The following is a 25,059-nucleotide window of genomic DNA, read 5'->3' as shown; positions in this document are numbered from 1 at the left end:
AGCTTACTCCGCCGCGGGCCGCGCGACGTTCGTCGGCGCCGGCCGGGCGTCCGCCGGCGCAGCCCCGTGATGGTCCGTCTCCGCATCCTCGCTGTGCACGATCAGCCGCTTGGCGAAGCGCCAGATCAGGGCGCCGAAATCGTCCATCACCATGAACATCGCGGGCACGAACACCAGCGACAGGATGGTCGAGAAGATCAGGCCGCCGATCACCGCGAGCGCCATCGGCGAGCGGAACTCGCCGCCGGCGCCGACGGCGAGCGCGCTCGGCATCATGCCTGCGGCCATCGCGATCGTGGTCATCACGATCGGGCGGGCCCGCTTCATGCCGGCGTCGATCATGGCTTCTTCGCGCGGCTTGCCGGCGTGAATCGCTTCGATCGCGAACTCGACCAGCATGATCGCGTTCTTGGTGACGATGCCCATCAGCATCAGGATGCCGATCCACACCGGCGTGGTGAGCTGCTTGCCGGTGACGAGCAGCGCCGCGATCGCGCCGCCGATCGAGAGCGGCAGCGAGAACAGGATTGTGATCGGCTGCAGGAAGGTGCCGAACAGCAGCACCAGCACCGCGTAGACCATCATCAGTCCCGCCGTGATGGCGGTCGCGAAACCCTCCGACAATTCGTTCAGGCTTTCGGCATCGCCCGAGGGCGAGACCTTCACGCCCTTCGGCAGGGTCTTCATGACCGGCAGGTCGTAGATCTTCTTGGTGGCGTCGCCGAGCGCGGCGGAGCCGACGAGGTCGGCGGCAACGGTCGCCTGCCGTTCACGATCGTAGCGGCCGATGCTGGTCGGACCTTGGTCGAGCTTGACGTCGGCGATGACCGAGAGCGGCACGCCACCCTTCTCGCCGCGCTCGCCGAGCGGCACGCGGAGCTGCTCCAGCGTCTTCAGATTGCCGCGGGCGGCATCCTCGAGCTGCACGCGGATCGGCACCAGGCGGTCGCCGACGTCGAACTTGGCGAGCGCCGGTCCGACGTCGCCGATGGTGGCGACACGGATGGTCTGCGACAGGCTTTCGGTGGAGACGCCGAGCCGTGCGGCGAGATCGGCGCGCGGCTCGATGCGCAGCTCGGGGCGCTCCAGCGAGGTCTCCGAGATGACGTTGGCGATGGTCGGAATGCGCTTCATCTGCGTCGCAAGCTCGCTCGCGACGTTGTTGACGATGTTGGGATCGACGCCGGTTACCACCAGCGAGATCGCGCGCAGGCCGTTCTCGTCGAGGAACCAGAAGCGGATATCCGGAACGTTCTCCAGCTCCTGGCTGATCGAGAATTCGAGCTCGCGCTGGGTGATGTCGCGGCTGTCCTTGGGCGTGTAATTGATGATGAGGGCGGCGCGCCGGACTTCCTGCGTGCCCGGCGGGACGCGGCCGCCGTCGACGAAGATGCTCTTCACCTCGGGCCGCTTGCGCAGGCGCGCGACGATGTCCTCGGTGACCTTCTCGGTGTAGGCGAGCTGGGTGCCCGGCGGCAGCTCGAGCGCGAGCAGCGAGCGCGCGCTGTCCTGGGCCGGCAGGAAGCCCTGCGGCAGCAGCGTGATGCTCCAGATCGAGGCCGCGAAGATGCCGAAGCCGATCAGCACGGTGATGAAATAGTGCCGCACCGACCAGGCCACGATGCGATGATACGAGCGCAGGATGCGGCCGGGCGGCGGCTCCTCGTGCGTACTGTGCTTGAGGAAATAGGCCGCCAGCACCGGCGTGACGAAGCGCGCGGCGAGCAGCGAGAAGAACACCTGCACCGAGACGGTGATGCCGAACTGCTTGAAGAACTGTCCGGCGATGCCCGACATGAAGCTCGCGGGCGCGAAGATGGCGATGATGGTCAGCGAGATCGCGATGACGGCGAGGCCGATCTCGTCGGCGGCCTCGAGCGCGGCCCGGTAGGGCGATTTGCCCATGTTCATGTGCCGGACGATGTTCTCGATCTCGACGATGGCGTCGTCGACCAGAATGCCGGTCGAGAGCGTGATGGCGAGGAAGCTGACGAGGTTCAGCGAGAAGCCGAGCAGGTCCATCGCCCAGAACGCCGGGAAGATCGACAGCGGCAGCGAGATGGCGGCGATGATGGTGGCACGCAGGTCGCGCAGGAACAATAGCACGATGATGACGGCGAGGATCGCGCCTTCGAATAGGGTCGAGATCGCCGCGTGGTAATTGCCGTTGGTGTATTCGACCGAGGTGTCGATCACCTTCAGGTCGACGTCGGGATAGGCGGCCTTCAGCGCGTCGATGCGCTTCTGCACGGCCTCGGCCACCTTCACGTCGCTGGCGCCCTTGGAGCGCTTGATGCCGAGCGCGACCACCGGCTCGCCGTTGAAGCGGGCGAAGGTGCGGCGGTCGGCGATGGTGTCGGTGACGGTGCCGAGGTCGTCGAGCCGGACCTCGCCGCCGCCGAACAGCGGGATCATGGTGCCGGCGAGGTCGCCCAGCGTCTTGGCGCCGGCGAGCGTGCGGATCGCCTGGTCGTTCTTGCCGATCTCGGCGCGGCCGCCGGCGACGTCGACATTGGTGCCGCGCAGGCTCTGGCTGACATTGACGGCGGTCAGGCCCATCGCCTGCAGGCGATCGGGATCGAGCGAAACGAGAATCTCGCGCTCGACACCGCCGATGCGCTCGACCTGGGCGACACCGCGCACGCCCTGCAGCGCGCGCTTGACCACGTCGTCGACGAAATAGGAGAGCTGCTCCGGCGTCTTGCCGGGCGAGATCGCGGCATAGGTCACGATCGGCAGGCCGATGACGTCGACGCGCTGGATCAGCGGCTCGGTGACGTTCTGCGGCAGGTTGGAGCGCACGCGCGTCACCGCGTCCTTGACGTCGTTGAGCGCGCGGTCGGTGTTGGTCTCGAGCGCGAACTGGATCGTGGTGACCGACAGGCCGTCGGTGATCGACGAGGTGATGTGCCTGACGCCTTCGACGCCGGAGACCGCGTCTTCGACCGTCTTGGTGACCTGGGATTCCAGCTCGGCCGGCGCTGCGCCGAACTGCGACACCGCGACCGAGATCACGGGGATGTCGGCCGAGGGCAGCCGTGTGATCGCGAGCTTGGTGAAGGACACCCAGCCCAGCACCAGCAGGATGATCGAGAAGACGACCGACGGCAGCGGATGACGGATCGACCATGCCGAGATATTGAGAGCCATCAGCGTACCCGCGTGCGATCGAGTTCATCGGCGAACATGGTCTTGATCTGGTCGCCGTCATGGAGCGAAGAGCCGGCGTCGGCCACGACGATTTCGCCGACCTCGAGCCCTTCCAGGATTTCCGTCGCGCTGTCGGACGACAATCCGACCCGCACCTTGCGTGTCTCGACGATGTTGCCTTTGACGACCTGCACCGTGAGGTGATCGATGGCGGTCTTGGGGATCGAGACGCCGCAGCTGCGCTTGGCGTCGATCGAGGCGCGGGCGAACACGCCGACCTTGAGCGAGGGGTTGTTGGTGACGCTGATGCGGACCCGCCCGAGCTGCGTGGTGCGGTCGATCTCGGGGGCCACCAGCCGGACCCGCCCGATCAGATCGGGCGCGTCGTCGCGGCTGATCCGCACGGTGGCGCCTGATGTGAGCTTGGACATGTGCACCGCCGGGACCTGGGCATCGAGCTCGATCTCGTTGTTGACGGCGATGCGGAACATCGGCCCGGCCTGCGGCGAGGCCGGCGCGCCGACGATGGTGCGGACCTCGGTGACGAGACCCGGCGCAGGGGCCTTCAGCGAGACCGGGCCTTGCGGGCCGGGCCGCTGCGGCTGGCCCGGAATCTGCGGCGGCGCCGTCAGGCGTGCCAGCTCCTGGTTGTCGGTGACTACAGTGCCCTCGGTGACCAGGAGGTCGGTGACCCTGGAGCCTTCCTGGTCGGCCACGACCACCGCTTCGCGCCGCGGCACGAAGAAGCCGGTCACCCGCACCAGATCGGAGAAGCAGGCATTGGTCGACTTCGTCACGATGACGAGCGCCTCGCTTTGCGTCTCCTTCGGCTCGGGACGCTTACGGTGCTCGAACAGGTAATAACCGACGCCGAGTGCGGCGATGAACAATACGGTTCCGGCCGGCTTGAGATATTCAGTCAAATTCATCGCCGGATCATCCTGACCTGGCTCACGGCCATCCGCGCGAGGCCCAAACGGAGCGTTTCCCTGAAATGAAGCGGCGTCCCGCAAGGCTGCGGGACGCGCTCTGGAAGCGAGACCTTACACCACATCACGACTGGTCACTGGCAAAGGATACGTCGTGCTCACTTCGATGCGGTGGTCTTGTTTTCCATGTTGACGACCTGCACGCGGCGGTTGACCTCCGCCAGCGGCTGGTTCGCGTCCTTGAGCTTGCTCTTGCCGTAGCCGACGGTGACGAGATCGGTGGCGGAGATGCTGTACTTTTCGACCAAATAGCGCTTGATCGAATCCGCGCGACGCTCCGAGAGGTCCTGGTTGTAGGCTTCGCCGCCGGCGGCGTCGGTGTGGCCGGCAAGGACGAAGGTCGAGCCCTTCAGGTCGGGACTGGTCAACGCGCGGCCGAGCGCCTGCACCGAGGGCAGCGACTTGGCGCTGATATTGGCGGAGTTGTAGTCGAACGTGATCTCGAGATCGATGTTCGGCTTGTCCTTGGCGGCCGAGGCGATTTCCTCGCGTTCGATCGAGGACAGCGACCGCGTCGAGCGGCCGCGCACGGATTGCAGCAGCTTGGTCTCGGCGGCGTTGGGCGCGGATTCGGTCTGCGGACCGATCGAGAGGCCGCGGGTCAGGGGCTTCTTCGGCGCCGGCGCCAGCGCACGGAGGATTTCGTCCTCGGTGACGTTCTTGCTGTTGCCGTCATCGCCCGCATAGGCGGCCGAGGTCGGCAGCGACAGCGCGACGCCGACGGTGATGATGGACAGAATCGCGGTAAGCCCTTTTGCAGCCGATCTCATAGCCAGTCCCTCCTGCGCAGCCAGCTCGCGTGCTCTCAGAATTCAAGCAACACGCCCCGAAAGGCCTGTTGCGGCATCCGCCCATTGGTCTTCCCTGGGCTGTTCAAGGTTCGAGCCTTGGACGGGCCCAACTCAAAAAAATACTAGCGCACTCCGTAGCTTGCGAATTCCTGAACGATGTTCGGGTCCATCGCTTTGGCATTGGCGATGTCCAGCGCGCCTTCCTGGGCCGAGCCGTTGCGCTGCTTGGCAAGGCCCCGTCCGTAGAGCGAGGAGGTCAGGCGCGGGTTGATCTTCAGGGCCGCGTCGAAATCGGCGATAGCGTTCTTCACGGCGCCCGACTTGAGATTGACGAGGCCGCGGCTGTCCAGCGCATCGACGAAGTTCGGCCGTAGCCGCAGCGCCTCATTGCAATCCTTCAGCGCGCCCTGGAGGTCGCCGACCACGGTGCGGGTCCAGCAGCGGTTGTTCAGAGCCTCGACGTCCTTCGAATTGATCCGGAGGGTGTCGTCGAAATCCTTGATGGCGAGGGTGTAGGCGCCCTTGCTGGCATAGACCTGGCCGCGGCGGTACAGCGCGTTCACGTCGTCAGGATTGGCGGCGATCTTGGCGGTCAGGCTCTTGATCGTTGCATCGTCGGCCAGGGCGGCAGCGCTCGGCCCGCCGTCCGTGCTCGGCGCGGGCGCGGGGTCAGCCGGCTTCACCGGCGGTGGCGGCGGCGGCAGGGCGGCCTCGATCTGCGGCCTCGGCGTCGGAGCAGGCGCCGGCGCCGGCGCCGGTGCTGGCACCGCAACTGGAGCCGCAGGAGCGGGCGCCGCGGGAGCGGGGGCCGCAGCGCTGTCGGCCGGCTTCGGCGGCGGCGGAGGTGTCGGCGGCGCGGGAGGGGCGGGCGGCGGGTTGTTGGCGACGACGGCCGGCGCGGCCGGAGGCGCGGGGGGCGGCGGCGTTGAGGGGCGCGATCCGCCGGCGCCCGGAATGAACGAGAAATCCTCGGCCAATGACGAGGAAATCCACGGCACCTGCTCGCCGCGCGAGGCGCGGGTAACGCCCATCTTGGTGCGGTTCAGCGTCTCCTCGGCCATCAGGTCGGGGACGCGGATCTCCTTCAGCAGCTCCTGGACAAACAGGCTGCGGTCGCCGCCGGCGTCCGAGACCACCGAGGCCAGCGCCGCCGAATACATCACCAGCGTGCCGTTCGGCGCGATCACCGGGGTCAGGCCCGCCGAGAAGCTGCGGAACCGGCGCTCGAACGGGTTGCGCCTCGATGCGTCGATCAGCGCGATCTTGACGCCGGCGCCGCGGGTGTTGAGTTCGCCGAGCACGGTCTCGAGGCTGAAGCCATCGCGGCGCACGTCGGACTCGGTCCAGATCTGCGCATCCACCGGCAGCAAATAGCTTTGGCGCGCGGACTGGATGCCGAAACCCGAGAAGAAGACCAGCGCCACCGAGCCGGGCTTGATCTTGCCGTAGAGCTTGTCGAAGGCGCGGCGCATGCCGTCACCGGTCAGGTTCTCGCCGAGCTCGACCGAAAAGCCGTCGCGCTTGAGCTCGTCGGCGACGGCGCGCGCATCGTTGATCGGTTCCTTCAGCGGGGCATCCGCATCCGGGTATTTGGCGTTGCCGATGACAAGCGCGAAACGGTCACCGGCCGCAAGCGAGGGAGCAGTCGGGACGAACGAGATGAGCAAGGACAGGAGAACAAAGAAGCGAATTTTCATAATCAGCGCGGTCCAGCCAAAAAGGCGCCGTTCCAGCTTGCGCCGCGGCGACCTTAACTTACGCTTACCTCATTATCAAACCGGGGACGGGGGGCGTCAACCACTTGGAGATGCGACCTTAATCCGATGATTGACCGCAACGGATGGCGTGCCGCGCGCGAAAATAGACGGGTTGTCATGACAGTCCTCGGTACCTCGATGCTATCGGCGGACGTTAAGACAACCATGGCGATCAAGACGTGATTGATCTCACATTGCAGCCCCGCCTCCGCTGCAACGCCCCACGTTTGACCTTTCCTGCCGGCGATGGCTTGGTGTGCACGATCGTTCCAGAAGATCCAACGCGAAAAAAAGCAGGCCCATGGGAAACGTCTACGAGATCTACGCCCTGCGCTATGCGACGATGTCGCCGCGCACCCCCCACATGAACTTCCTGGTGCCCGACCCGCATGACAGCGCGGCGCAGGACCTCGATTATTTCGTCTGGTTGATTCGGGGCCACGGCCGCGACATTCTGGTCGATACCGGCTTCAACGCCGAGGAGGCGAGCGCGCGGGCGCGCAAGCTCACGCTCAATCCGGTCGATGCGCTGGAGCGTTTCGGCGTCGCAGCGTCGGCCATTCGCGACGTCATCGTGACGCATCTGCATTACGACCACGCCGGCAACCTCGACCGCTTTGCCAATGCGCGCTTCCATCTCCAGGAGCGCGAGATGGCCTACGCGACCGGCCGCTGCATGTGCAACGGCCTGTTGCGCCACCCGTTCTCGGTCGAGCATGTCACGCTGATGGTGCGCCATGTCTATGGCGAGCGTGTCACCTTCTATTCAGGCGATGGGGAAATCGCGCCCGGCGTCACCGTGCACCGCGTCGGCGGCCATTCCGACGGCTTGCAGGTGGTCAAGGTCGAGACCGCACGCGGGCCGGTGGTGCTGGCCTCCGATGCCGCGCATTACTACGCCAATCTCCAGCGCAAGAGCCCGTTTCCGATCGTCTACAATGTCGGCGACATGGCGGCCGGCTGGGAGACGATCGAGCGCCTCGCCGGCCATCCCGACAGGTTCATCCCCGGCCACGATCCGATCGTGACGGAAATCTATCCGCGCGCCAGCGACAAGGTCGATGTCTGGTCGCTGCACCTGCCGCCGTCGCGATCGTTTGCGACGTGACGGCGAACACAAAGCAAGCTCGATTCATCCCCGTCATTCTCTCAGAATGACGCAGGGCTTTCGCATATGGTGCGCACGGTGCGGCGGCATCGGCACTGGGCTCCCTCCCCCGCTTGCGGGGGAGGGCCGGGGAGAGGGTGTTTCCGCGGCGGGATTGTCGAGAAATGCGGATGCTGTCCCCGGATCGCAAGAGCCCTCACCCGCCGCGCTCTGCGAGCGCGTCGGCCTGCCCCGCAAGCGGGAGAGGCGGAGCAAACCCGCGGACAATCCCCGCGAAATCCATATGCGATTGCCTGCAGGACGACGGGATCGACACCACGCGCGGGCGATCAAGCTAATACGCCTGCTTCGCATCCGCCTCTTCGCTGGTCTGGATCAGATCGAGGCTCTGCTCGATCTTGCCGAGCAGCACTGAGAGCTGCTTGCGCTCCTGCGCCGAGAGGCAGGCGAGGATCTCGTCCTCGCGCCGCAGCAATTGCGGGAACAACTGCTCGTAGAGCGCGCGGCCCTTCCTGGTCAGTTGCAGGCGGAATTCGCGGCGGTCGGCCTCGTTCTCCACCCGCTCGATCAGGCCTTCGTTGAGCAGCGTCGTCACCGCGCGGCTGATGGTGGATTTGTGCGTGCGGGTGCACTGCGCGATGTACTGTGCGCTGCAGGCATCATTGCGGAAGCCGAGCGTGGCGACGACGCGCCAGGCCGGAATGTCGAGGCCATGGCGTTCCTGATATTCGACCGACAGCGCGGCACTGACCTCCGCCGCGAGCCGGTTGAGGCGGAACGGCACGAACTTGAACAGGTCGAGCCGTGCCTTTGGCCGCACTGAAGCCTCGTTGGTCTCGCGCGTCTTCAGCGCGATGTCGCTGGATGTCCTCGCCAAGGAGCGCGCTCCGAATTCCAGTTGACGGCCGGCCGGCTCCGGTCCAAAATAGTTGCACGTGAGACTATCTAGCAGATCAGTCCTCTCCTGACCAGAGCCGAGGTTCGTGTATGGCGCCGGCCAATACGCAGCAGGCCAAAACCCAGTTCGGCTATCGCCGTCACCCCGACCAGGACCGTCCCGGCCAGTCCGTGGCCGAGCATCCGGTCGTGATCGTCGGCGCGGGCCCAGTCGGGCTGTCGCTCGCGATCGATCTTGCCCAGCGCGGCCAGCGCGTCGTGCTGCTGGATGATGCCGACCGCATCGGCGAGGGCTCGCGCGCGATCTGCTTCTCGAAACGCTCGCTGGAATATTGGGACCGGCTCGGCGTCGGCGACCGCATGGTCGAGAAGGGCGTGGTGTGGAGTGTGGGGCGGATATTCCATGGCGAGTCCCAGCTCTACCAGTTCAATCTCCTGCCGGAAGACGGCCACAAGCGGCCGGCCTTCATCAATCTCCAGCAATATTACGCCGAGGCCTACCTGGTCGATCGCATCAACGAGCTTCCGGAGGTCGACCTGCGCTGGCGCAACAAGGTGACGGCGCTCGAGCAGCGCAACGATTCCGCGCTGCTGACGATCGAGACGCCCGAGGGCGCCTATCGCCTCAATGCGCAATATGTCATTGCCTGCGACGGCGCGCGCTCCTCGCTGCGGCAGATGGTGGGCGCGGAATTCGCCGGCCAGGTGTTCGAGGACCAGTTCCTGATCGCGGACGTCAAGATGACCGCGGAATTTCCGACCGAGCGCTGGTTCTGGTTCGATCCGCCGTTCCATGCCGGGCGTTCGGCGCTCTTGCACCGGCAGCCCGACGACGTCTGGCGCATCGACCTCCAGCTCAACCGCTATGCCGATCCGGTCGTCGAGAAGAAGCCGGAAAACGTGCGGCCGCGGATCGCGCGCATGCTCGGCCACGAAAAGTTCGAGTTCGAGTGGATTTCGCTCTACAAGTTCCAGTGCCGGCGGATGGACCGCTTCATCCATGGCCGCGTGATCTTCGCCGGCGATTCCGCGCATCAGGTCTCGCCGTTCGGCGCGCGTGGCGCGAACTCGGGACTCGAAGACGCCGAGAATCTGTCCTGGAAGCTCGATCGCGTGCTGCGCGGCAAATCGCCTGCGAGCCTGCTGGAGAGCTACCATCTCGAGCGCAGCATGGCGGCCGACGAGAACATTCGCGAATCCACCCGCTCGACCGACTTCATGGCGCCGAACTCGCACCAGGAGGCGCGGCTGCGCAAGGCGGTGCTGTCGCTCGCCAAGGAGACCGAGTTCGGCAAGCGCATGGTCAATGGCGGCCGGCTGTCGGTGCCGTGCAGCTACGATACGCCGCTGTCGTCGCCCGATGCCGAGACCTGGGCCGGTGGGCCTCGTCCCGGCTGTTCCATGCTCGATGCGCCAATTGCCGAGCGGGGCTATCTGACGGATGCCTTCCGCAAGGGCGGAACAGACTTCACTGTGCTGTCGTTCAGCAATGGCGCGGCGCTTGATGCGCCCGACGGCGTCAAGACTATCCGCATCGGCGGAGAGGACGGACTGGACGATCGCTCCGGCCTCGTCGCCAGGCGCTACGATGCGGCGCCGGGCGCAGCCTATCTGCTGAGGCCCGATGGTTACGTCGCGGCGCGCTTCCGCCATCCGACGCGCGAGGCAATCGCGGCGGCGTTGTCCCGGGCCGAAGGGCTGAATTGAGGTTCCGCATGCCGCTCTCCACCAGCTCGAACTTCGCGCGCCCCGACGACGCCTTCCGCGCCATCGTCGAGGCGCATCGCGGCCTGACCGAGGAGCAGAGCGCCGATTTCGACGCGGCGCTGGTGCTGATCCTCGCCAACCATATCGGCGACATCGACGTGCTGCGCGAGGCGATCGGGCTCGCCAAGCGTCGCATGATCGACGGTCAGCAACAACAACAGCAGCAACAATAACCTGGTAAGGACGAATTGATGGCGAAGAACTTCGCATCCACCGGCGATCTCTCCGAGAAAAAGGTCACCTTTTCCGAGATCGGCACGGATCTCTATGCCTTCACCGCCGAGGGCGATCCCAACACGGCCGTGATCGTCGGCGACGATGGTTGCCTCGTGTTCGACGCGCAGGCAACGCCGGCGATGGCGAACAAGGTGATCGAGCGCGTCCGCACTGTCACCGACAAGCCGATCAAATATGTCGTGCTGTCGCACTATCACGCCGTGCGGGTGCTGGGCGCCTCCGCCTATCATGCGCAAGGCATCGTCGCCTCGCAGGAGACTCACCGGCTGATCGCCGAGCGCGGCCAGCAGGATTGGGATTCCGAATACGGCCGCTTTCCGCGGCTGTTCCAGGACGCGCAGAGCATTCCCGGCCTGACCTGGCCGACGCTGACTTTCGAAGGCGAGATGACGATCTATCTCGGCAAGCGCGAGGTGCGGCTGATGCAGCTCGGTGCCGGCCATACTTCGGGCGATATCGTCGCCTGGGTCCCCGATGCGGAAGTGATGTTCTCCGGCGACCTCATCGAATATCACTCCGCCTGCTATTGCGGCGATGCGCATTTGCGCGAATGGCCGATGACGCTGAACGAGATCCGCAACTTCAATCCGAAGGCGATCGCGCCGGGCCGCGGCGATGCGCTGAAGGGCACCGCCACGGTGCGCGAAGCCATCGCTATGACGCGCGACTTCGTCACCTCGCTCTATGGCGCCGCCGAGATCTCGGTCGCCAGGGGACGCAGCTTGAAGGAATCCATGGCGGCGACGCGCGAGGTGATGGATCCGAAATTCTCGAGCTTTGCCATCTACGAGCACTGCCTGCCGTTCAACGTGTCGCGCGCTTACGACGAAGCATCGGGTATCGACGACCCCGTGATCTGGACCGACAAGCGCGATCAGGAAATGTGGGCCGCCCTGCAAGGAGGAGGATAGTCATGAACATCAATACCTCGCCTGACCAGATCATCCGCAGCTCGGCCCAGGTGACGCCGGGCTACATGTCCGGCTTCGGCAATTCTTTCGAGACCGAGGCGCTGCCGGGCGCGCTGCCGATCGGGCGCAACTCGCCGCAGCGCTGCGCCTACGGGCTCTATGCCGAGCAGCTCTCCGGCTCGCCCTTCACCGCGCCGCGCGGCAGCAATGAGCGCTCCTGGCTCTACCGCATCCGCCCTTCCGTGAAGCATTCCGGCCGCTTCGAGAAGGTCGATGCCGGCCTGTGGCGGTCGGCGCCGTGCCATGAATACGACCTGCCGATCGCGCAGCTGCGCTGGGACCCGACGCCGCTGCCGAAGGAGGAGGTCACCTTCGTCCAGGGCGTGCAGACCATGACGACGGCGGGCGACGTCAACACGCAGGCCGGCATGGCCGCGCATGTCTACCTCATCACCAAATCGATGGTGGACCAGCATTTCTACGATGCCGACGGCGAGCTGATGTTCGTGCTCCAGCAGGGCAATCTGCGCCTTGTCACCGAGTTCGGCCGCATCGATGCCGAGCCCGGCGAGATCGTGGTGATCCCGCGCGGCGTCAAGTTCCGCGTCGAGATTCCGAACGGTCCGGCGCGCGGCTATCTCTGCGAGAATTACGGCGGCGCCTTCACCCTGCCGGAGCGCGGGCCGATCGGCGCCAATTGCCTCGCCAATGCGCGCGACTTCCTGACGCCGGTCGCAAGCTACGAGGACAAGGACACGCCGACCGAGCTCTACGTGAAATGGGGTGGCTCGCTGTTCAAGACCACGTTGCCGCATTCGCCGATCGACGTCGTCGCCTGGCACGGCAATTACGCGCCCTACAAGTATGATCTGCGTACCTTCTCCCCCGTCGGCGCGATCGGCTTCGACCATCCCGATCCCTCGATCTTCACGGTGCTGACCTCGCCATCGGAGACGGCAGGCACGGCGAACATCGATTTCGTGATCTTCCCCGAGCGCTGGATGGTCGCCGAAAACACCTTCCGTCCGCCCTGGTATCACATGAACATCATGAGCGAGTTCATGGGCCTGATCTACGGCGTCTACGATGCCAAGCCGCAAGGCTTCGTCCCCGGCGGCATCTCCTTGCACAATTGCATGCTGCCGCACGGCCCGGATCGCGACGCCTTCGAGCACGCCAGCAACGGCGAATTGAAGCCGGTGAAGCTGACCGGCACCATGGCCTTCATGTTCGAGACCCGCTATCCGCAGCGCGTCACCGCGCATGCCGCGGAGTCCTCGACGCTGCAGGACGATTATGCCGATTGCTGGAAGGGCCTCGAGAAGAGGTTCGATCCGAACAAGCCGTGATGCCTCTTACCCTCCCCTGGAGGGGGAGGGTCGCTACGCATGCAGCGAAGCGGAATGCGTAGCGGGGTGGGGTGACGGTCTCTCCGCAACGAACACTGCCCGTGTTGAGAGATCACCGCACCCCGTCTCATATTTCGCTGCGCTTGATATGAGCCGACCCTCCCCCTCCAGGGGAGGGTGACACCGTCACCGCCGTGCCACGGGAAACCAATGCCCCACCCCAACGACCCCAGCCTCCGCTCCTTCATCGAGGTCGATGCTTCGTCCGACTTCCCGATCCAGAACCTGCCCTATGGCGTGTTCTCGACCGCTTCCAATCCGACGCCGCGGGTTGGCGTCGCGATCGGCAATTACGTGCTCGATCTCTGGGAGCTGGAGCAGGATTCCCGGCTCGACGTCGGCCCGCTCGGCGTGTTCTCCGGCGCCTCGCTCAATCCCTTCATGGCGCTGGGACCGAAGGTCTGGACCAAGACCCGCGCACGCATCAGCGAGCTGTTGCGCGCGGATCATCCGGAGCTGCGCGACAATGAGGAGCTGCGCAGGCAGGCCCTGGTGCCGATGCGCGATGCCAAACTCCACATGCCCTTCGCCGTCTCCGGCTACACCGATTTCTATTCATCGAAGGAGCACGCCACCAATGTCGGCGTGATGTTTCGCGGCAAGGACAATGCGCTGCAGCCGAACTGGCTGCACATGCCGATCGCCTATAACGGCCGCGCCTCCACCGTCGTCGTCTCCGGCACCAGCGTGAAGCGGCCGCGCGGGCAGCTGAAGCCGCCGAGTGTCGACGTGCCGAGTTTTGCGCCGTGCAAGCGGCTCGATTTCGAGCTGGAGATGGGTGTCGTGATCGGTCAGCAATCGCCGATGGGCGGGATGCTCACCGAGGCCCAGGCCGAGGAGATGATCTTCGGCTTCGTGCTGCTCAACGACTGGAGCGCGCGCGACATCCAGCAATGGGAGTATGTGCCGCTCGGCCCGTTCCTGGCAAAAGCCTTCGCGACCTCGATCAGCCCGTGGGTGGTGACGCGCGAGGCGCTCGAGCCGTTCCGCCTGAACGGGCCCGAGCAGCAGCCGGTGCCGCTGGATTACCTCAAGCAGACCAGGCCGCAGAACTACGACGTCGAGCTCGACGTGTCCTTGCGCGCCGCCGGTGCCAATGCGCCCGCGAGCATCAGCCGCACCAATTTCAAATACATGTACTGGTCCTCGGTGCAGCAATTGATGCACCACGCCTCGAGCGGCTGCGCCATGAATGTCGGCGATCTCCTCGGCAGTGGCACCATCTCCGGCCCGGAGAAGAGCCAGCGCGGCAGCTTGCTCGAGATCAGCTGGAACGGCACCGAGCCGGTCGAGCTGCCCGGCGGCGCCAGGCGTTCGTTCCTGGAGGACGGCGACAGCCTCGTCATGCGCGGCTGGTGCCAGGGCAACGGCTATCGCGTGGGATTTGGCGAGGTCGAAGGGACGATCGTGGCGGCGGAATAGCCGAAGGCGCCACAACCTCCGTCATTGCGAGCGAAGCGAAGCAATCCAGAATCTTTCCGCGGCGGCAGTCTGGATTGCTTCGTCGCAAGGGCTCCTCGCAATGACGTGGAGAAAGCCTACCGCCTCTCCGGCGGGGTGTCCTTGACCCGCGCGCAATGCGCCGCGACATCCTCCACGCTGTACTTCAGATGCACCCGCTTGTCGGACGGGACCTGCTTGGCCGTGCACACGCCCGGCCGCCATTCCTGCGCCGGCCTGATCGGGCGCGGGGCGAAGCCGCCGCCGCAATTCGGGCAGACATTGAACAGCCTGGTCTCGACGCAGTCCGCACAGAACGTGCATTCATACGAGCAGATCCGCGCATTCGTCGCCTCGGGCGGCAGGTCGCAATCGCAATATTCGCAGTTCGGTCGCAGCTGGAGCGCCATGTCGAATCTCCGCAAGTAGAGCTGCGATCATCGCAGATCGGGCGCCGCTGGCGAATGCCGTACTTCCCTCGATTTCAGCCGGGCTTGATCTCCTTCAGCGGCAGCTTCGCGCTCTCCTTCAGCCTATCAAGCACGATTGAGGATCGCACATGCGCCACGCTCTGGTGCGGCATCAGCACGTCGTTGACGAGGTGGGAGAGGCCCTTGAGGTCGCGCAGCACGGCTTTCAGCACATAATCGGCGTCGCCCGTCAGCGAATAAGCCTCCTGGATCTCGTCAATCCGGTTCACCAGCGCGCGGAAGCGTTTCGAATTGTCCGGCGAGTGGGTCGCGAGCCCGACCTGGATGAAGGCGATGACGCCGAAGCCGAGCGCCTCGCTGGAGAGGTCGGCGTGGTAGCCCGCGATCACCTTCTCCTCCTCCAGCCGCATCCGCCGCCGCGAGCATTGCGAAGCCGAGAGGCCGGCGAGCTCGGCCAGCTCCTGGTTGGTGAGGCGGCCGTCGTCCTGCAGCGCGCCCAGGATCTTGAGGTCGAAGGCATCCACGGAGATCATGCGTGTTTTGTCCATTTGATGCACGGATCGTGCATACGATAGCCCAATCCTGCCCCGTTTGCACGCTCCTTGCGCGCCCCATGAAGGATAGTTCCTGCCAGTAGCAATCTGGGAGAACACCATGGGTCCGTTTCCGCACGATGCACCGCCGGCCACGATCAGTGCCGACAACCCGATGGGCACCGACGGCTTCGAGTTCGTCGAATACGCGCACCCTCATCCGCAGGAGCTGCACGCTCTGTTCAAGCTGATGGGCTATGCGCCCGTCGCGCGGCACAGAACCAAGAAGATCACGGTCTATCGTCAGGGCGACATCAACTATCTCGTCAACGAGGAGCCCGGCACCCACGGCACCGAGTTCGTCGCCGCGCACGGCCCCTGCGCGCCGTCGATGGCGTTCCGCGTCGTCGATGCCAAGGCGGCCTACGACCGCGCGATCGCGCTCGGTGCCGAGCCGGCCGATGTATCGTCGGCGCGCAAGACGCTCGACGTGCCCGCAATCAAGGGCATCGGCGGCAGCCTGCTTTATCTCGTCGACCGCTACGGCGCCAAGGGCTCGGCCTATGATGCCGAGTTCGAATGGCTGGGCGCGCGCGATCCCAAGCCGCATGGCGCCGGCCTGTTCTATCTCGACCATCTCACCCACAACGTCCATCGCGGCCGCATGAATGTCTGGGCCGGCTTCTATGAAAAACTGTTCAACTTCCGTCAGATCCGCTTCTTCGACATCGAGGGCCGCGCCTCCGGCCTGTTCTCGCGCGCGCTGACCAGCCCTGACGGCAAGATCCGCATTCCGATCAACGAGGACGCCGGCGATTCCGGCCAGATCGAGGAATACCTCAAGACCTATCGCGGCGAAGGCATCCAGCACATCGCCTGCGGCTGCCGCGACATCTACCGCACCATCGAGGACCTGCGCGATGCCGGCCTGCCGTTCATGCCGTCGCCGCCCGACACCTATTTCGAGAAGATCGACGCGCGCCTGCCCAGGCATGGCGAAGACCTCGCGCGGCTCAAGCAGAACGGCATCCTGATCGACGGCGAGGGCGTGGTCGATGGCGGCCAGACCAAGGTGCTGCTGCAGATCTTCTCGTCCAACGCGATCGGCCCGATCTTCTTCGAGTTCATCCAGCGCAAGGGGGACGATGGATTCGGTGAGGGCAATTTCAAGGCGCTGTTCGAATCGATCGAGGAGGATCAGATCCGGCGCGGGGTGCTGAAGGTGGGGAACGCGGCGTAGGCTGCCGTTCTCAGTGCCGCAGGTGGGCAAAGCGAAGCGTGCCCACGTCCTGCCTAATTGATGCGAAGACGTGGGCTCGGCGCTTCGCGCCTTTGCCCACCCTACGCGAGCTTTGCCGGCGTCAGATCTATCGCTTCCACGCCGCCATCACCGCCCCGATCTCCGCCGCCTCCGGCTCGCGCGCCGCCGACGGCGTGCGCGAGAAGCGCGGGGCCGGTGCCGGCTGCTTCACGCCGTGGCGCTCGATGAAGACGTTGCGGGCGACCATGTGCGGATGCTGTGTCGCCTCCGACATGGTCAGCACCGGCGCGAAGCAGATGTCGGTGCCTTCCATGATCCTGCACCAGTCCTCGCGCGTCTTGCTCTTGAATACCGCCTTCAGCTTCTCCTTCAGCGCCGGCCAGGCCTTGCGATCCATCTGCGCGTCGAAATCGGCGTCGGTGAGGCCGGCATGCTCGCGCAGCAGCGCGTAGAATTGCGGCTCGATCGAGCCGATCGAGACGAAGTGCCCGCAGGCGCATTCGTAGACGCCGTAGAAATGCGCGCCGCCGTCGAGGAAGTTCTGGTTGCGCTGCTCGGTCCAGCGGCCCATCGTGGTCATGTCGAAGAAGAACGACATCAGCGAGGCCGCGCCGTCGCACATGGCGGCGTCGACCACCTGGCCCTTGCCGGATTTCTGCGCTTCCAGCAGCGCTGCGAGCACGCCGACGACCAGATAGAGCGCGCCGCCGCCGAAATCGCCGACCAAATTGAGCGGCGGCACCGGCGCCTCCTTGGTGCCGATCGCGGCGAGCGCGCCGGTGATGGAGATGTAGTTGATGTCGTGACCGGCCGCATTGGCGAGCGGGCCTTCCTGGCCCCAGCCGGTCATGCGGCCATAGACCAGCTTCGGATTGCGCGCGAGCACGACGTCCGGGCCGAGCCCGAGCCGCTCCATCACGCCGGGGCGAAAACCTTCGACCAGCGCATCCGCGCTCGCGAGCAGGTCCAGCACTTGCGCGATCGCCGCCTTGTCCTTGAGGTCGAGCTCGATCACCTTGCGGCCGCGGCCGGCCACCGACTTCATGCTCTTCCTCGCGCCGACGCGGTCGAGCGTGACGACGTCGGCGCCCATGTCGGCCAGCATCATGCAGGCGAACGGGCCCGGCCCGATGCCGGCGAATTCGACGATGCGGAAGCCGGAGAGCGGGCCGGAGGTGCGGACAGTCGAGGTGGGGGCTGGTTTGTCGAGCACGTTGTTGCTTCCTCGGGTCGCGGGCGCATGCGCCTGATGCGGCAATCGCCCCTGACGTTTCTTCTGTTGAGCGAGTTAATCGGCCGATTAACTTTTCCTGCCTTCACGCCGACGAGGCAAGCTGTTTTCATGCCGCACGGCCAAAATAAAACGGCGCGCACCGAAGTGCGCGCCGCGGAAAATTTGTGTCGAGGCGCTATCAACGCGCAGCGGTGACCGCGCGTTGTGCCATCACCTTGATCAGATTGGCACGATACTCCGCCGTGCCGTGGATGTCGGCCAGCAATCCGCTCGCCGAGATGCTGACGCCGTCGATCGCCGACGGCGACCAGTTCGCCTTCAGCGCGGCTTCGATCGCGCCCACCCGCATCACGCCTGTTTGCGAGGCGCCGGTGGCGGCGACGCGAACCTCGCCCGACTTGGTCTGCGCCACGAACACGCCGGTCAGCGCGAAACGCGAGGCCGGATGCCGCATCTTCTCGTAGCCTGCCTTCGCCGGCACGGGGAACGACACGGCGGTGATGATCTCGCCGTCTTCCAGTGCCGTCGTGAACAGGCCCTGGAAGAAATCATCCGCCGCAATCGACCGCTTGTTGGTCTTCACGGTGGCGCCGAGCGCGAGCAGCGCCGCCGGGAAATCCGCGGCCGGATCATTGTTGGCGATCGAGCCGCCGATCGTGCCGCGATAACGCACGGCGGGGTCGCCCAGCACCGAGGTGAGATAGGCAATCGCGGGGATTGCCTTCTTCACATCGGCATTGGTCATGATGTCGTAATAGGTCGTCGCGGCCTTGATGGTCAGCGTGTCGCCCGACAGCTCGACGCCTTGCAGCTCCTTGATCCTGCCGAGGTCGATGACGTCAGAGGGACTGGCGAGGCGCTGCTTCATGACCGGAAGCAGCGTCTGGCCGCCGGCGAGGAATTTCGACTCGCTGCCCTTGGCGAACAGGCTGACGGCTTCGTCGACCGAGGAGGCACGATGATATGTGGTCTGGTACATGTTCGTTCCTCCCTCTTAAGCCGCGTGGATCGTGCGCCACACCCGGTCAGGGGTTGCGGGCATTTCCAGATTGTTCTTGCCGATCGCATCCGTGATCGCGTTGATCACGGCCGCCGATGCGCCGATCGCGCCGGCCTCACCGCAACCCTTGATGCCCAAGGGATTGCCCGGGCACAGCGTCGTGGTGTGGGACAGGTTGAACGACGGCACGTCGTCGGCGCGCGGCATGGCGTAATCCATGAACGAGGCCGTGACCGGCTGGCCGTTGGCATCGTAGATCGCGTGTTCCAGCAACGCCTGCCCGATGCCCTGCACGAGGCCGCCATGGACCTGGCCCTCGACGATCATCGGGTTGATCAACCGGCCGAAATCGTCGGCCGCGACGAAGTTGACGAAGGAGGTCTTGCCGGTGCCGGGATCGACCTCGAGCTCGCAAATATAGGCGCCGGCCGGGAAGGTGAAGTTGGTCGGGTCGTAGAAGGCGCTCTCCTTCAGGCCCGGCTCCATCCCGTCAGGCAGATTATGCGCGGTGTAGGCCGCGAGCGCGACCATCGGCAGGGCGATGGCCTTGTCGGTGCCCGTCACCTTGAACTCGCCGTTCTCGATGACGATGTCGGCTTCCGACGCCTCCAGCGCGTGCGCGGCGATCTTCTTGGCCTTGGATTCCATCTTCTCCATCGCCTTCAGGATCGCGGTGAGGCCGACGGCGGCCGAGCGCGAGCCGTAGGTGCCCATGCCGAACTGCACCTTGTCGGTGTCGCCATGGACGATCGAGACCTGGCTGATCGGAACGCCGAGGCGCTCCGCGACGAGCTGGCAGAACGTGGTCTCGTGACCCTGGCCGTGGCTGTGCGAACCCGTGAGGATCTCGATGGTGCCGACCGGGTTGACGCGCACTTCGGCCGATTCCCACAGGCCGACGCCGGCGCCCAGGCTGCCGACCGCCTTCGACGGCGCGATGCCGCAGGCCTCGATGTAGCAGGACACGCCGATGCCGCGCAGCTTGCCGTCGGCTTTCGCCTTGGCTTTGCGGGCAGGGAAGCCCGCATAGTCGATCGCCTTCATCGCCGCGTCGAGGGACGCGTTGAAGTCGCCGGTGTCGTAGGCCATGATCACGGGCGTCTGGTGCGGGAACTGGGTGATGAAATTGGTCCGGCGCAACTGGGCCGGATCGACGTTCAGCTGCCGCGCCGCCGTTTCCATCAACCGTTCGATCAGGTAGCTCGCCTCGGGTCGGCCCGCGCCGCGATAGGCGTCGACCGGCGTGGTGTTGGTGTAGACGCCGATCACCTCGGCATGGATCGCCGGGATGTTGTACTGGCCCGACAGCAGCGTCGCGTAGAGATAGGTCGGCACCGAGGACGAGAACAGCGACATGTAGGCGCCGAAATTGGCGTAGGTCTTCACCTTCAACCCGGTGATCTTGTTGTTGGCGTCGAAGGCCATCTCGGCATGGGTGACGTGATCGCGGCCATGCGCGTCGGTGAGGAAGGCCTCGGTGCGGTCGCCGGTCCACTTGACGGGACGGCCGACCTTCTTCGAGGCCCATAGCGCCACCATCTCCTCGGGATAGATGAAGATCTTGGAGCCGAAGCCGCCGCCGACGTCGGGCGCGATCACGCGCAGCTTGTGCTCGGGCGCGATGTTGTAGAACGCCGAGAGCACGAGACGCGCGACGTGCGGGTTCTGCGACGTCGTATAGAGGGTGAAGTGCTCCTCCGCGGTGTCGTAATCGGCGATCGCCGCGCGCGGCTCCATCGCATTCGGCGCGAGGCGGTTGTTGGTGACGTCGAGCTTCACCACATTGGCGGCTTTCGAGAAGGCGGCATTCACTGCGCCCTCGTCGCCAATCACCCAATCATAGACCTGGTTGCCGGGAGCCTCGGGATGAAGCTGCGGCGCGCCGGGCTTGATGGCGGCGCGCATGTCGGCGACCGCGGGAAGCTCCTCGTAGTCGACCACGACGGCTTCCGCCGCGTCGCGCGCCAGATTCTTGCTGTCGGCGATCACGACGGCAACCGCCTGTCCGACGAAGCGCACCGTTTCCGGCGCCATCGCCGGCCACGCGCCCATCTTCATCGGGCTGCCGTCCTTGGAGGTGATGGCCCAGCCGCAGATCAGGTTGCCGACCTTGTCGTCGACCAGCTGCTGTCCGGTCAGCACCGCGACCACGCCCGGCATCTTCAGCGCCGCGGACGAATCGATCTTCTTCACCTTGGCGTGCGCGTGCGGGCTGCGGATGAAATAAGCATGGGTCATGCCCGTCAACTTGATGTCGTCGACGTAACGGCCCTTGCCGGTAATGAAACGCTTGTCTTCCTTGCGCACCACGCGTGCGCCGATGCCTTCAACACCCATGTCTGGTCCTCCCCAGGAATTTCCTTGACCGCGCCGTCCAACGAGGGCTGCGACGGTGGTTCTTGTTTCGAGGCGCGCCGCTTACTCGGCCGCCTGCGAGACCTTCATGCGGCCGGCCGCATCCAGCACGGCCTTGACGATATTGTGATAGCCGGTGCAGCGGCAGATATTGCCTTCGAGCTCGGTGCGGACGGTCGCCTCGTCGAGCTGTCCACCATGGCGCTGCACGATGTCGATCGCCGACATGATCATGCCCGGCGTGCAATAGCCGCACTGCAGGCCGTGATTGTCGCGGAAGGCGGCCTGCATCGGGTGCAGCTCGTCGCCCTTGGCTATGCCCTCGATCGTGGTGACGTTGGCGCCGTCGGCCTGCCCTGCCAGCATGGTGCAGGATTTCACCGCACGGCCGTCCATGTGCACGACGCAGGCGCCGCATTGGCTGGTGTCGCAGCCGACATGGGTCCCGGTCAGGTTGAGGTGATCGCGCAGGAGCTGGACCAGCAGCGTGCGGTCCTCGACATCGACAGCAACGGCCTTGCCGTTGACTGTCAGTTTGACTGTAGACACTTGAAGTCCTCCCAAAGTGATTTTGATTGGTTCTAATTAGAGACAGCGCAAACGAAACTTTGCAACTGGGTTTTTGCTGGCCGCGGTCATGGAAGGGTCATCGTGACGACCGTCGACGATGCGCGATTCGGCCCCGATGCCGCGCGCCGTCGCCATCACGTGCTGCGACGTTGCGGAAGACACGCGGAAAAAAGTCGCCGCTGGCATCTCTCGATCGCGTGCCTGGCTGCCACCATAATAGGCGCCTGACCTGGTCGCGCGTGCCGTGGTCATTCCTGCCGCTTGCCCCTGGACTTCGGTTTGGTCGTGCGTCCTTCCTCCCTCGAATGCCTTGCTCGTTGTGGGAATAGGAGCATGCGCCCCCGCCTTTGTAATCGCGATCTTGGTAGTAGGACGAGGCGACTTAAGCCTTTGATTTTGCTTATGGCAATGCAGCGAAATCGTGCCCGGCGAGGCCGGCGGGCGAGCCGCGTCGGCCATGGCCGCCTAGTACTTCCTGGCGATTGAACGCGGCCGCGCGTCCTCCTAGTCGAGCCGTACAGTCAACAGCAACAAGGGTGGAAGCGATGCAGATGAACGACAGTCAGCGGATCCCCGCGTCGAAGGCGACGGTTTGGGCTGCGCTCAACGATCCTGATATTCTCAGGCGCTGCATTCCCGGCTGCCAATCGCTCGAGATGGCATCGCCGACCGAGATGACGGCGACCGTGGTGCTGAAGGTCGGGCCCGTGAAGGCGACGTTCAGCGGCAAGGTGACGCTGACCGATATCGATGCGCCCAACGGCTATCGCATCGTCGGCGAAGGCGCCGGCGGCGTCGCCGGCTTTGCCAAGGGCGGCGCGAAGGTCAGGCTGGAAGAGGAAGCGCCCGACGTCACCATCCTGCATTACGAGGCCGATGCGCAGATCGGCGGCAAGCTCGCACAGCTCGGCTCGCGATTGATCGATTCGACGTCGCGAAAACTCGCCGCGAACTTCTTCGAAAGTTTTGCCGGCGTGGTAGCGCCATCATCGTGATCGATGCGCGGCAGGGCTATTGCATTCGAGACTCTTTCCTGCAGCCATCCGTCGAGACGCCCGCTTTTGGGCGCCAGGATGAGGCCGGAGCGCGCGGCAGCAGTTTCAACGAGCGCTGGTGCTGACTAGCCTCATCCTGAGGGGCGTGTAAGCGCCGTCTCGAAGGACGAAGCGTGCGCGCAGGCCCAGCGCCGCAAGTATGCGCGACAGCCTGCGCCGCGCGCAGAGGATCCGGATTGCGGCGCGATGTTGCCCAAATCCGATGGCGCATTTCGAGCTGCGCAATAGGGGCAAGACGCGAGGCGGGACAACGAGATGAGCGGCGAAAGCCGCCGATGATTTGCACTACTACCTTCCGCCTATACTAAGCGCGAAACGGCGATGCTGTAATTTCGAACGATGGCTCGCAGGCGAACTGCCCATCAGAGCGCAACGCGCTCAGGCGCCCAACGAGGCGTGCACAACAACACCGCGGAGGGATACATGACCTTTGGAACGAAGGGCTTCTTGGCCGGCATCTCCATGATTGCGATGCTTGCCGCCGTTACACCGGGCGTTCGCGCCAACGAGACCGTGCTCAAGGCGCAATCCGATTCGAATCAATGGGCCGTTGCCGGCCACGATTACGGCAACACGCGCTTCAGCCCGCTCAAGCAGATCAACACCGAGAACGCCGGCAAGCTGACGCTCGCTTACTCCTTCTCGCTGGCGTCGCTGCGTTCGAACGAATCCTCGCCGATCGTCGTCGGCAACACGCTGTACGTTTCGAGCTCGTGGGGTCCGAAATACGTCTATGCGCTCGATGCGGCGACGGGGCAGCGAAAATGGACCTGGGAGCCCGAAATCCCTGAGGACGTGCTGCAATACGCCTGCTGCGACGTGAACAGCCGCGGCGTCTCCTATGCCGACGGCAAGATCTTCGTCGGCCGCCTCGACGGCAAGCTGACGGCGCTCGATGCCGCGACCGGCAAGTCGCTGTGGACGGCGAAGGTGGTCGACTACAAGCAGGGCTCGGTCATCACCTCGCCGCCGCTCGTCGTGCGCGACAAGGTCATCACCGGCTTCGGCGGCGGCGAATACGGCGTGCGCGGCGCGCTGCTGGCCTTCGACATCAACACCGGCAAGCAGGTGTGGCAGACCTACACCGTTCCTTCGCCGGACGAGCCCGGCGGCGATTCCTGGAAGGGCGACTCCGCCCAGCATGGCGGCGGCGCGGCCTGGCTGGTCGGCTCCTACGATCCGAAGACCGACACGGTCTATTGGGGCACCAGCAATCCCGGTCCGTGGAACACGGCGGTGCGTTCCACCGGCGACGGCAATTTCGGCAAGCTGACCAACCTCTACACGGCCTCGACGCTCGCGCTCGATCCCAACACCGGCAAGATCAAGTGGCACATCCAGACCACGCCGGCCGATGCCTGGGACTATGACGGCGTCAACGAAGCCGTGCTCGCGGATCTCAAGATCGGCGGCAGCACCGTTCCGACGCTGATGAAGGCGGACCGCAACGGCTTCTTCTTCGTCGCCAACCGTGAGACCGGCAAGGTGTTGTCGGCGGAGAAATACGTGTTCTCCAACTGGGCCAAGAAGTGGGACGTCGCCACGATGCGCGCGGTCGAGGATCCCGACAAGCGGCCCGGGCCGAATCATCCGGCCAAGGACATCTGCCCGAACCTGATCGGCGGCAAGAACTGGCAGCCGATGTCGTTCAACCCGCAGACCGGCCTCGTCTACATCCCGTCCAACAACGTCTGCATGGACTGGTCGGTCAGCGATGTCGCCTACAAGCGCGGCGTGTTCTATCTCGGCGCCGAATTCCCGACCAAGGAAGGCCCCGGCGGCTTCCTCGGCGAGCTCGTGGCCTGGGATCCGGTCGCGCAGAAGAAGGTCTGGTCGATCAAGGAAGACCTGCCCTTCAACGGCGGCACGCTGACCACCGGCGGCGGGCTCGTGTTTGCCGGCAACATCCGTGGCGACTTCCGCGCCATCGATGCGAAATCCGGCAAGGTGCTCTGGAGCAAGAATCTCGGCTCCGGCATCGGCGCGGGCCCGGTGACCTATCAGGTCGACGGCAAGCAATATGTCGCCATCGTGGTCGGCCGCACCGCTGCGCTGCCTGCGTTCCTGGGCGAGGTAGGAAAGAAGATGACGGCCGCAGCTCCCGAGGGCGGTTCGCTCTTCGTGTTCTCCGTCCAGTGACAACTCGCGCGCGTATCCTCGAGGT

The 25,059-nt window shown here is 65.1% G+C and carries 21 protein-coding genes; 9 read left to right on the top strand and 12 right to left on the bottom strand.

Annotation, left to right across the window (positions count from 1 at the left end):
• Positions 1 to 3 precede the first annotated feature (3 nt).
• From BDOA9_RS04480 to BDOA9_RS04465, 4 genes are all read right to left on the bottom strand, one after another.
• Entirely contained in the window at positions 4 to 3,150 is a 3,147-nt protein-coding gene (locus tag BDOA9_RS04480) for an efflux RND transporter permease subunit (RefSeq protein WP_025032756.1), read from the bottom strand.
• A complete protein-coding gene (locus BDOA9_RS04475) occupies positions 3,150 to 4,079 on the bottom strand; it encodes an efflux RND transporter periplasmic adaptor subunit (RefSeq protein WP_025032755.1) in 930 nt (309 codons plus the stop codon). The genes BDOA9_RS04480 and BDOA9_RS04475 overlap by 1 nt, the downstream gene beginning before the upstream one ends.
• A gap of 158 nt (positions 4,080 to 4,237) precedes the next feature.
• Positions 4,238 to 4,909: an OmpA family protein gene (locus BDOA9_RS04470; protein WP_025032754.1), complete on the bottom strand. Its 672-nt coding sequence runs from the start codon at positions 4,907 to 4,909 to the stop codon at positions 4,238 to 4,240.
• A 143-nt stretch (positions 4,910 to 5,052) separates the two neighbouring features.
• Positions 5,053 to 6,627 carry a caspase family protein gene (locus BDOA9_RS04465; protein WP_025032753.1) on the bottom strand — a complete coding sequence of 525 codons (1,575 nt, stop codon included), beginning with the start codon at positions 6,625 to 6,627 and terminating at the stop codon, positions 5,053 to 5,055.
• A gap of 361 nt (positions 6,628 to 6,988) precedes the next feature.
• Here BDOA9_RS04465 and BDOA9_RS04460 point away from each other — a divergent pair, with 361 nt between their 5' ends.
• Positions 6,989 to 7,795, top strand: coding sequence for an N-acyl homoserine lactonase family protein (locus BDOA9_RS04460; protein WP_025032752.1), 807 nt, complete (start codon positions 6,989 to 6,991; stop codon positions 7,793 to 7,795).
• Between the two features lie 334 nt (positions 7,796 to 8,129).
• Here the strand turns inward: BDOA9_RS04460 and BDOA9_RS04455 are convergent, their stop codons facing one another.
• Positions 8,130 to 8,672 carry a MarR family winged helix-turn-helix transcriptional regulator gene (locus BDOA9_RS04455; RefSeq protein WP_025032751.1) on the bottom strand — a complete coding sequence of 181 codons (543 nt, stop codon included), beginning with the start codon at positions 8,670 to 8,672 and terminating at the stop codon, positions 8,130 to 8,132.
• Positions 8,673 to 8,782: 110 nt separating this feature from the next.
• Here BDOA9_RS04455 and BDOA9_RS04450 point away from each other — a divergent pair, with 110 nt between their 5' ends.
• From BDOA9_RS04450 to fahA, 5 genes are all read left to right on the top strand, one after another.
• Complete coding sequence (locus BDOA9_RS04450) at positions 8,783 to 10,399, top strand: FAD-dependent oxidoreductase (protein ID WP_025032750.1); 1,617 nt, start codon at positions 8,783 to 8,785, stop codon at positions 10,397 to 10,399.
• A gap of 8 nt (positions 10,400 to 10,407) precedes the next feature.
• Positions 10,408 to 10,632: a DUF2783 domain-containing protein gene (locus tag BDOA9_RS04445; RefSeq protein WP_025032749.1), complete on the top strand. Its 225-nt coding sequence runs from the start codon at positions 10,408 to 10,410 to the stop codon at positions 10,630 to 10,632.
• Positions 10,633 to 10,650: 18 nt separating this feature from the next.
• On the top strand, positions 10,651 to 11,607 hold the full coding sequence (locus tag BDOA9_RS04440; RefSeq protein WP_025032748.1) for an MBL fold metallo-hydrolase: 957 nt from the start codon (positions 10,651 to 10,653) through the stop codon (positions 11,605 to 11,607).
• 2 nt (positions 11,608 to 11,609) lie between these two features.
• The gene (hmgA, locus tag BDOA9_RS04435; RefSeq protein ID WP_025032747.1) at positions 11,610 to 12,956 is read left to right on the top strand and encodes a homogentisate 1,2-dioxygenase; all 1,347 of its coding nucleotides are present in this window, start codon (positions 11,610 to 11,612) and stop codon (positions 12,954 to 12,956) included.
• A 210-nt stretch (positions 12,957 to 13,166) separates the two neighbouring features.
• Positions 13,167 to 14,438: a fumarylacetoacetase gene (fahA, locus tag BDOA9_RS04430; RefSeq protein ID WP_025032746.1), complete on the top strand. Its 1,272-nt coding sequence runs from the start codon at positions 13,167 to 13,169 to the stop codon at positions 14,436 to 14,438.
• Positions 14,439 to 14,554: 116 nt separating this feature from the next.
• Here the strand turns inward: fahA and BDOA9_RS04425 are convergent, their stop codons facing one another.
• Positions 14,555 to 14,866: a DUF1272 domain-containing protein gene (locus tag BDOA9_RS04425; RefSeq protein ID WP_025032745.1), complete on the bottom strand. Its 312-nt coding sequence runs from the start codon at positions 14,864 to 14,866 to the stop codon at positions 14,555 to 14,557.
• 74 nt (positions 14,867 to 14,940) lie between these two features.
• Positions 14,941 to 15,420, bottom strand: coding sequence for an Lrp/AsnC family transcriptional regulator (locus tag BDOA9_RS04420; protein ID WP_025032744.1), 480 nt, complete (start codon positions 15,418 to 15,420; stop codon positions 14,941 to 14,943).
• A gap of 121 nt (positions 15,421 to 15,541) precedes the next feature.
• On the opposite strand from BDOA9_RS04420, the gene hppD reads away from it, so the two are divergent.
• Positions 15,542 to 16,660: a 4-hydroxyphenylpyruvate dioxygenase gene (gene hppD / locus BDOA9_RS04415; protein ID WP_025032743.1), complete on the top strand. Its 1,119-nt coding sequence runs from the start codon at positions 15,542 to 15,544 to the stop codon at positions 16,658 to 16,660.
• A gap of 127 nt (positions 16,661 to 16,787) precedes the next feature.
• Here hppD and BDOA9_RS04410 read toward each other — a convergent pair whose 3' ends face one another.
• The 5 genes from BDOA9_RS04410 to BDOA9_RS37670 form a co-directional block, all read right to left on the bottom strand.
• Positions 16,788 to 17,894, bottom strand: a complete 1,107-nt coding sequence (locus BDOA9_RS04410) for a CaiB/BaiF CoA transferase family protein (RefSeq protein ID WP_025032742.1) — start codon at positions 17,892 to 17,894, stop codon at positions 16,788 to 16,790.
• A 199-nt stretch (positions 17,895 to 18,093) separates the two neighbouring features.
• On the bottom strand, positions 18,094 to 18,894 hold the full coding sequence (locus BDOA9_RS04405; RefSeq protein WP_025032741.1) for an FAD binding domain-containing protein: 801 nt from the start codon (positions 18,892 to 18,894) through the stop codon (positions 18,094 to 18,096).
• Between the two features lie 15 nt (positions 18,895 to 18,909).
• Complete coding sequence (locus BDOA9_RS04400) at positions 18,910 to 21,252, bottom strand: xanthine dehydrogenase family protein molybdopterin-binding subunit (RefSeq protein WP_025032740.1); 2,343 nt, start codon at positions 21,250 to 21,252, stop codon at positions 18,910 to 18,912.
• Between the two features lie 81 nt (positions 21,253 to 21,333).
• Complete coding sequence (locus tag BDOA9_RS04395) at positions 21,334 to 21,819, bottom strand: (2Fe-2S)-binding protein (RefSeq protein WP_025032739.1); 486 nt, start codon at positions 21,817 to 21,819, stop codon at positions 21,334 to 21,336.
• Positions 21,820 to 21,855: 36 nt separating this feature from the next.
• Positions 21,856 to 22,299, bottom strand: a complete 444-nt coding sequence (locus tag BDOA9_RS37670; protein ID WP_152033121.1) for a hypothetical protein — start codon at positions 22,297 to 22,299, stop codon at positions 21,856 to 21,858.
• An 86-nt stretch (positions 22,300 to 22,385) separates the two neighbouring features.
• Between BDOA9_RS37670 and BDOA9_RS04390 the strand changes: the two genes are divergently transcribed.
• Complete coding sequence (locus tag BDOA9_RS04390) at positions 22,386 to 22,835, top strand: SRPBCC family protein (protein ID WP_025032738.1); 450 nt, start codon at positions 22,386 to 22,388, stop codon at positions 22,833 to 22,835.
• A 483-nt stretch (positions 22,836 to 23,318) separates the two neighbouring features.
• Positions 23,319 to 25,034, top strand: coding sequence for a PQQ-dependent methanol/ethanol family dehydrogenase (locus BDOA9_RS04385; protein WP_042335692.1), 1,716 nt, complete (start codon positions 23,319 to 23,321; stop codon positions 25,032 to 25,034).
• Positions 25,035 to 25,059 lie beyond the last annotated feature (25 nt).

Origin of the sequence: Bradyrhizobium sp. DOA9 (assembly GCF_000617845.2) — a bacterium.
Taxonomy (GTDB): domain Bacteria; phylum Pseudomonadota; class Alphaproteobacteria; order Rhizobiales; family Xanthobacteraceae; genus Bradyrhizobium.
Note: the sequence above shows the minus strand (reverse complement) of the source record. Positions and strands in the feature narration are given on the sequence as shown.

What these genes read in the sequence shown, in the direction of transcription:
- BDOA9_RS04480 (WP_025032756.1), bottom strand. Translation starts at nt 3,150, where the DNA reads ATGGCTCTCAATATCTCGGCATGGTCGATCCGTCATCCGCTGCCGTCG.
- BDOA9_RS04475 (WP_025032755.1), bottom strand. Translation starts at nt 4,079, where the DNA reads ATGAATTTGACTGAATATCTCAAGCCGGCCGGAACCGTATTGTTCATC.
- BDOA9_RS04470 (WP_025032754.1), bottom strand. Translation starts at nt 4,909, where the DNA reads ATGAGATCGGCTGCAAAAGGGCTTACCGCGATTCTGTCCATCATCACC.
- BDOA9_RS04465 (WP_025032753.1), bottom strand. Translation starts at nt 6,627, where the DNA reads ATGAAAATTCGCTTCTTTGTTCTCCTGTCCTTGCTCATCTCGTTCGTC.
- BDOA9_RS04460 (WP_025032752.1), top strand. Translation starts at nt 6,989, where the DNA reads ATGGGAAACGTCTACGAGATCTACGCCCTGCGCTATGCGACGATGTCG.
- BDOA9_RS04450 (WP_025032750.1), top strand. Translation starts at nt 8,783, where the DNA reads ATGGCGCCGGCCAATACGCAGCAGGCCAAAACCCAGTTCGGCTATCGC.
- BDOA9_RS04445 (WP_025032749.1), top strand. Translation starts at nt 10,408, where the DNA reads ATGCCGCTCTCCACCAGCTCGAACTTCGCGCGCCCCGACGACGCCTTC.
- BDOA9_RS04440 (WP_025032748.1), top strand. Translation starts at nt 10,651, where the DNA reads ATGGCGAAGAACTTCGCATCCACCGGCGATCTCTCCGAGAAAAAGGTC.
- hmgA (WP_025032747.1), top strand. Translation starts at nt 11,610, where the DNA reads ATGAACATCAATACCTCGCCTGACCAGATCATCCGCAGCTCGGCCCAG.
- fahA (WP_025032746.1), top strand. Translation starts at nt 13,167, where the DNA reads ATGCCCCACCCCAACGACCCCAGCCTCCGCTCCTTCATCGAGGTCGAT.
- BDOA9_RS04425 (WP_025032745.1), bottom strand. Translation starts at nt 14,866, where the DNA reads ATGGCGCTCCAGCTGCGACCGAACTGCGAATATTGCGATTGCGACCTG.
- BDOA9_RS04420 (WP_025032744.1), bottom strand. Translation starts at nt 15,420, where the DNA reads ATGATCTCCGTGGATGCCTTCGACCTCAAGATCCTGGGCGCGCTGCAG.
- hppD (WP_025032743.1), top strand. Translation starts at nt 15,542, where the DNA reads ATGGGTCCGTTTCCGCACGATGCACCGCCGGCCACGATCAGTGCCGAC.
- BDOA9_RS04405 (WP_025032741.1), bottom strand. Translation starts at nt 18,894, where the DNA reads ATGTACCAGACCACATATCATCGTGCCTCCTCGGTCGACGAAGCCGTC.
- BDOA9_RS04400 (WP_025032740.1), bottom strand. Translation starts at nt 21,252, where the DNA reads ATGGGTGTTGAAGGCATCGGCGCACGCGTGGTGCGCAAGGAAGACAAG.
- BDOA9_RS37670 (WP_152033121.1), bottom strand. Translation starts at nt 22,299, where the DNA reads ATGGCCGACGCGGCTCGCCCGCCGGCCTCGCCGGGCACGATTTCGCTG.
- BDOA9_RS04390 (WP_025032738.1), top strand. Translation starts at nt 22,386, where the DNA reads ATGCAGATGAACGACAGTCAGCGGATCCCCGCGTCGAAGGCGACGGTT.
- BDOA9_RS04385 (WP_042335692.1), top strand. Translation starts at nt 23,319, where the DNA reads ATGACCTTTGGAACGAAGGGCTTCTTGGCCGGCATCTCCATGATTGCG.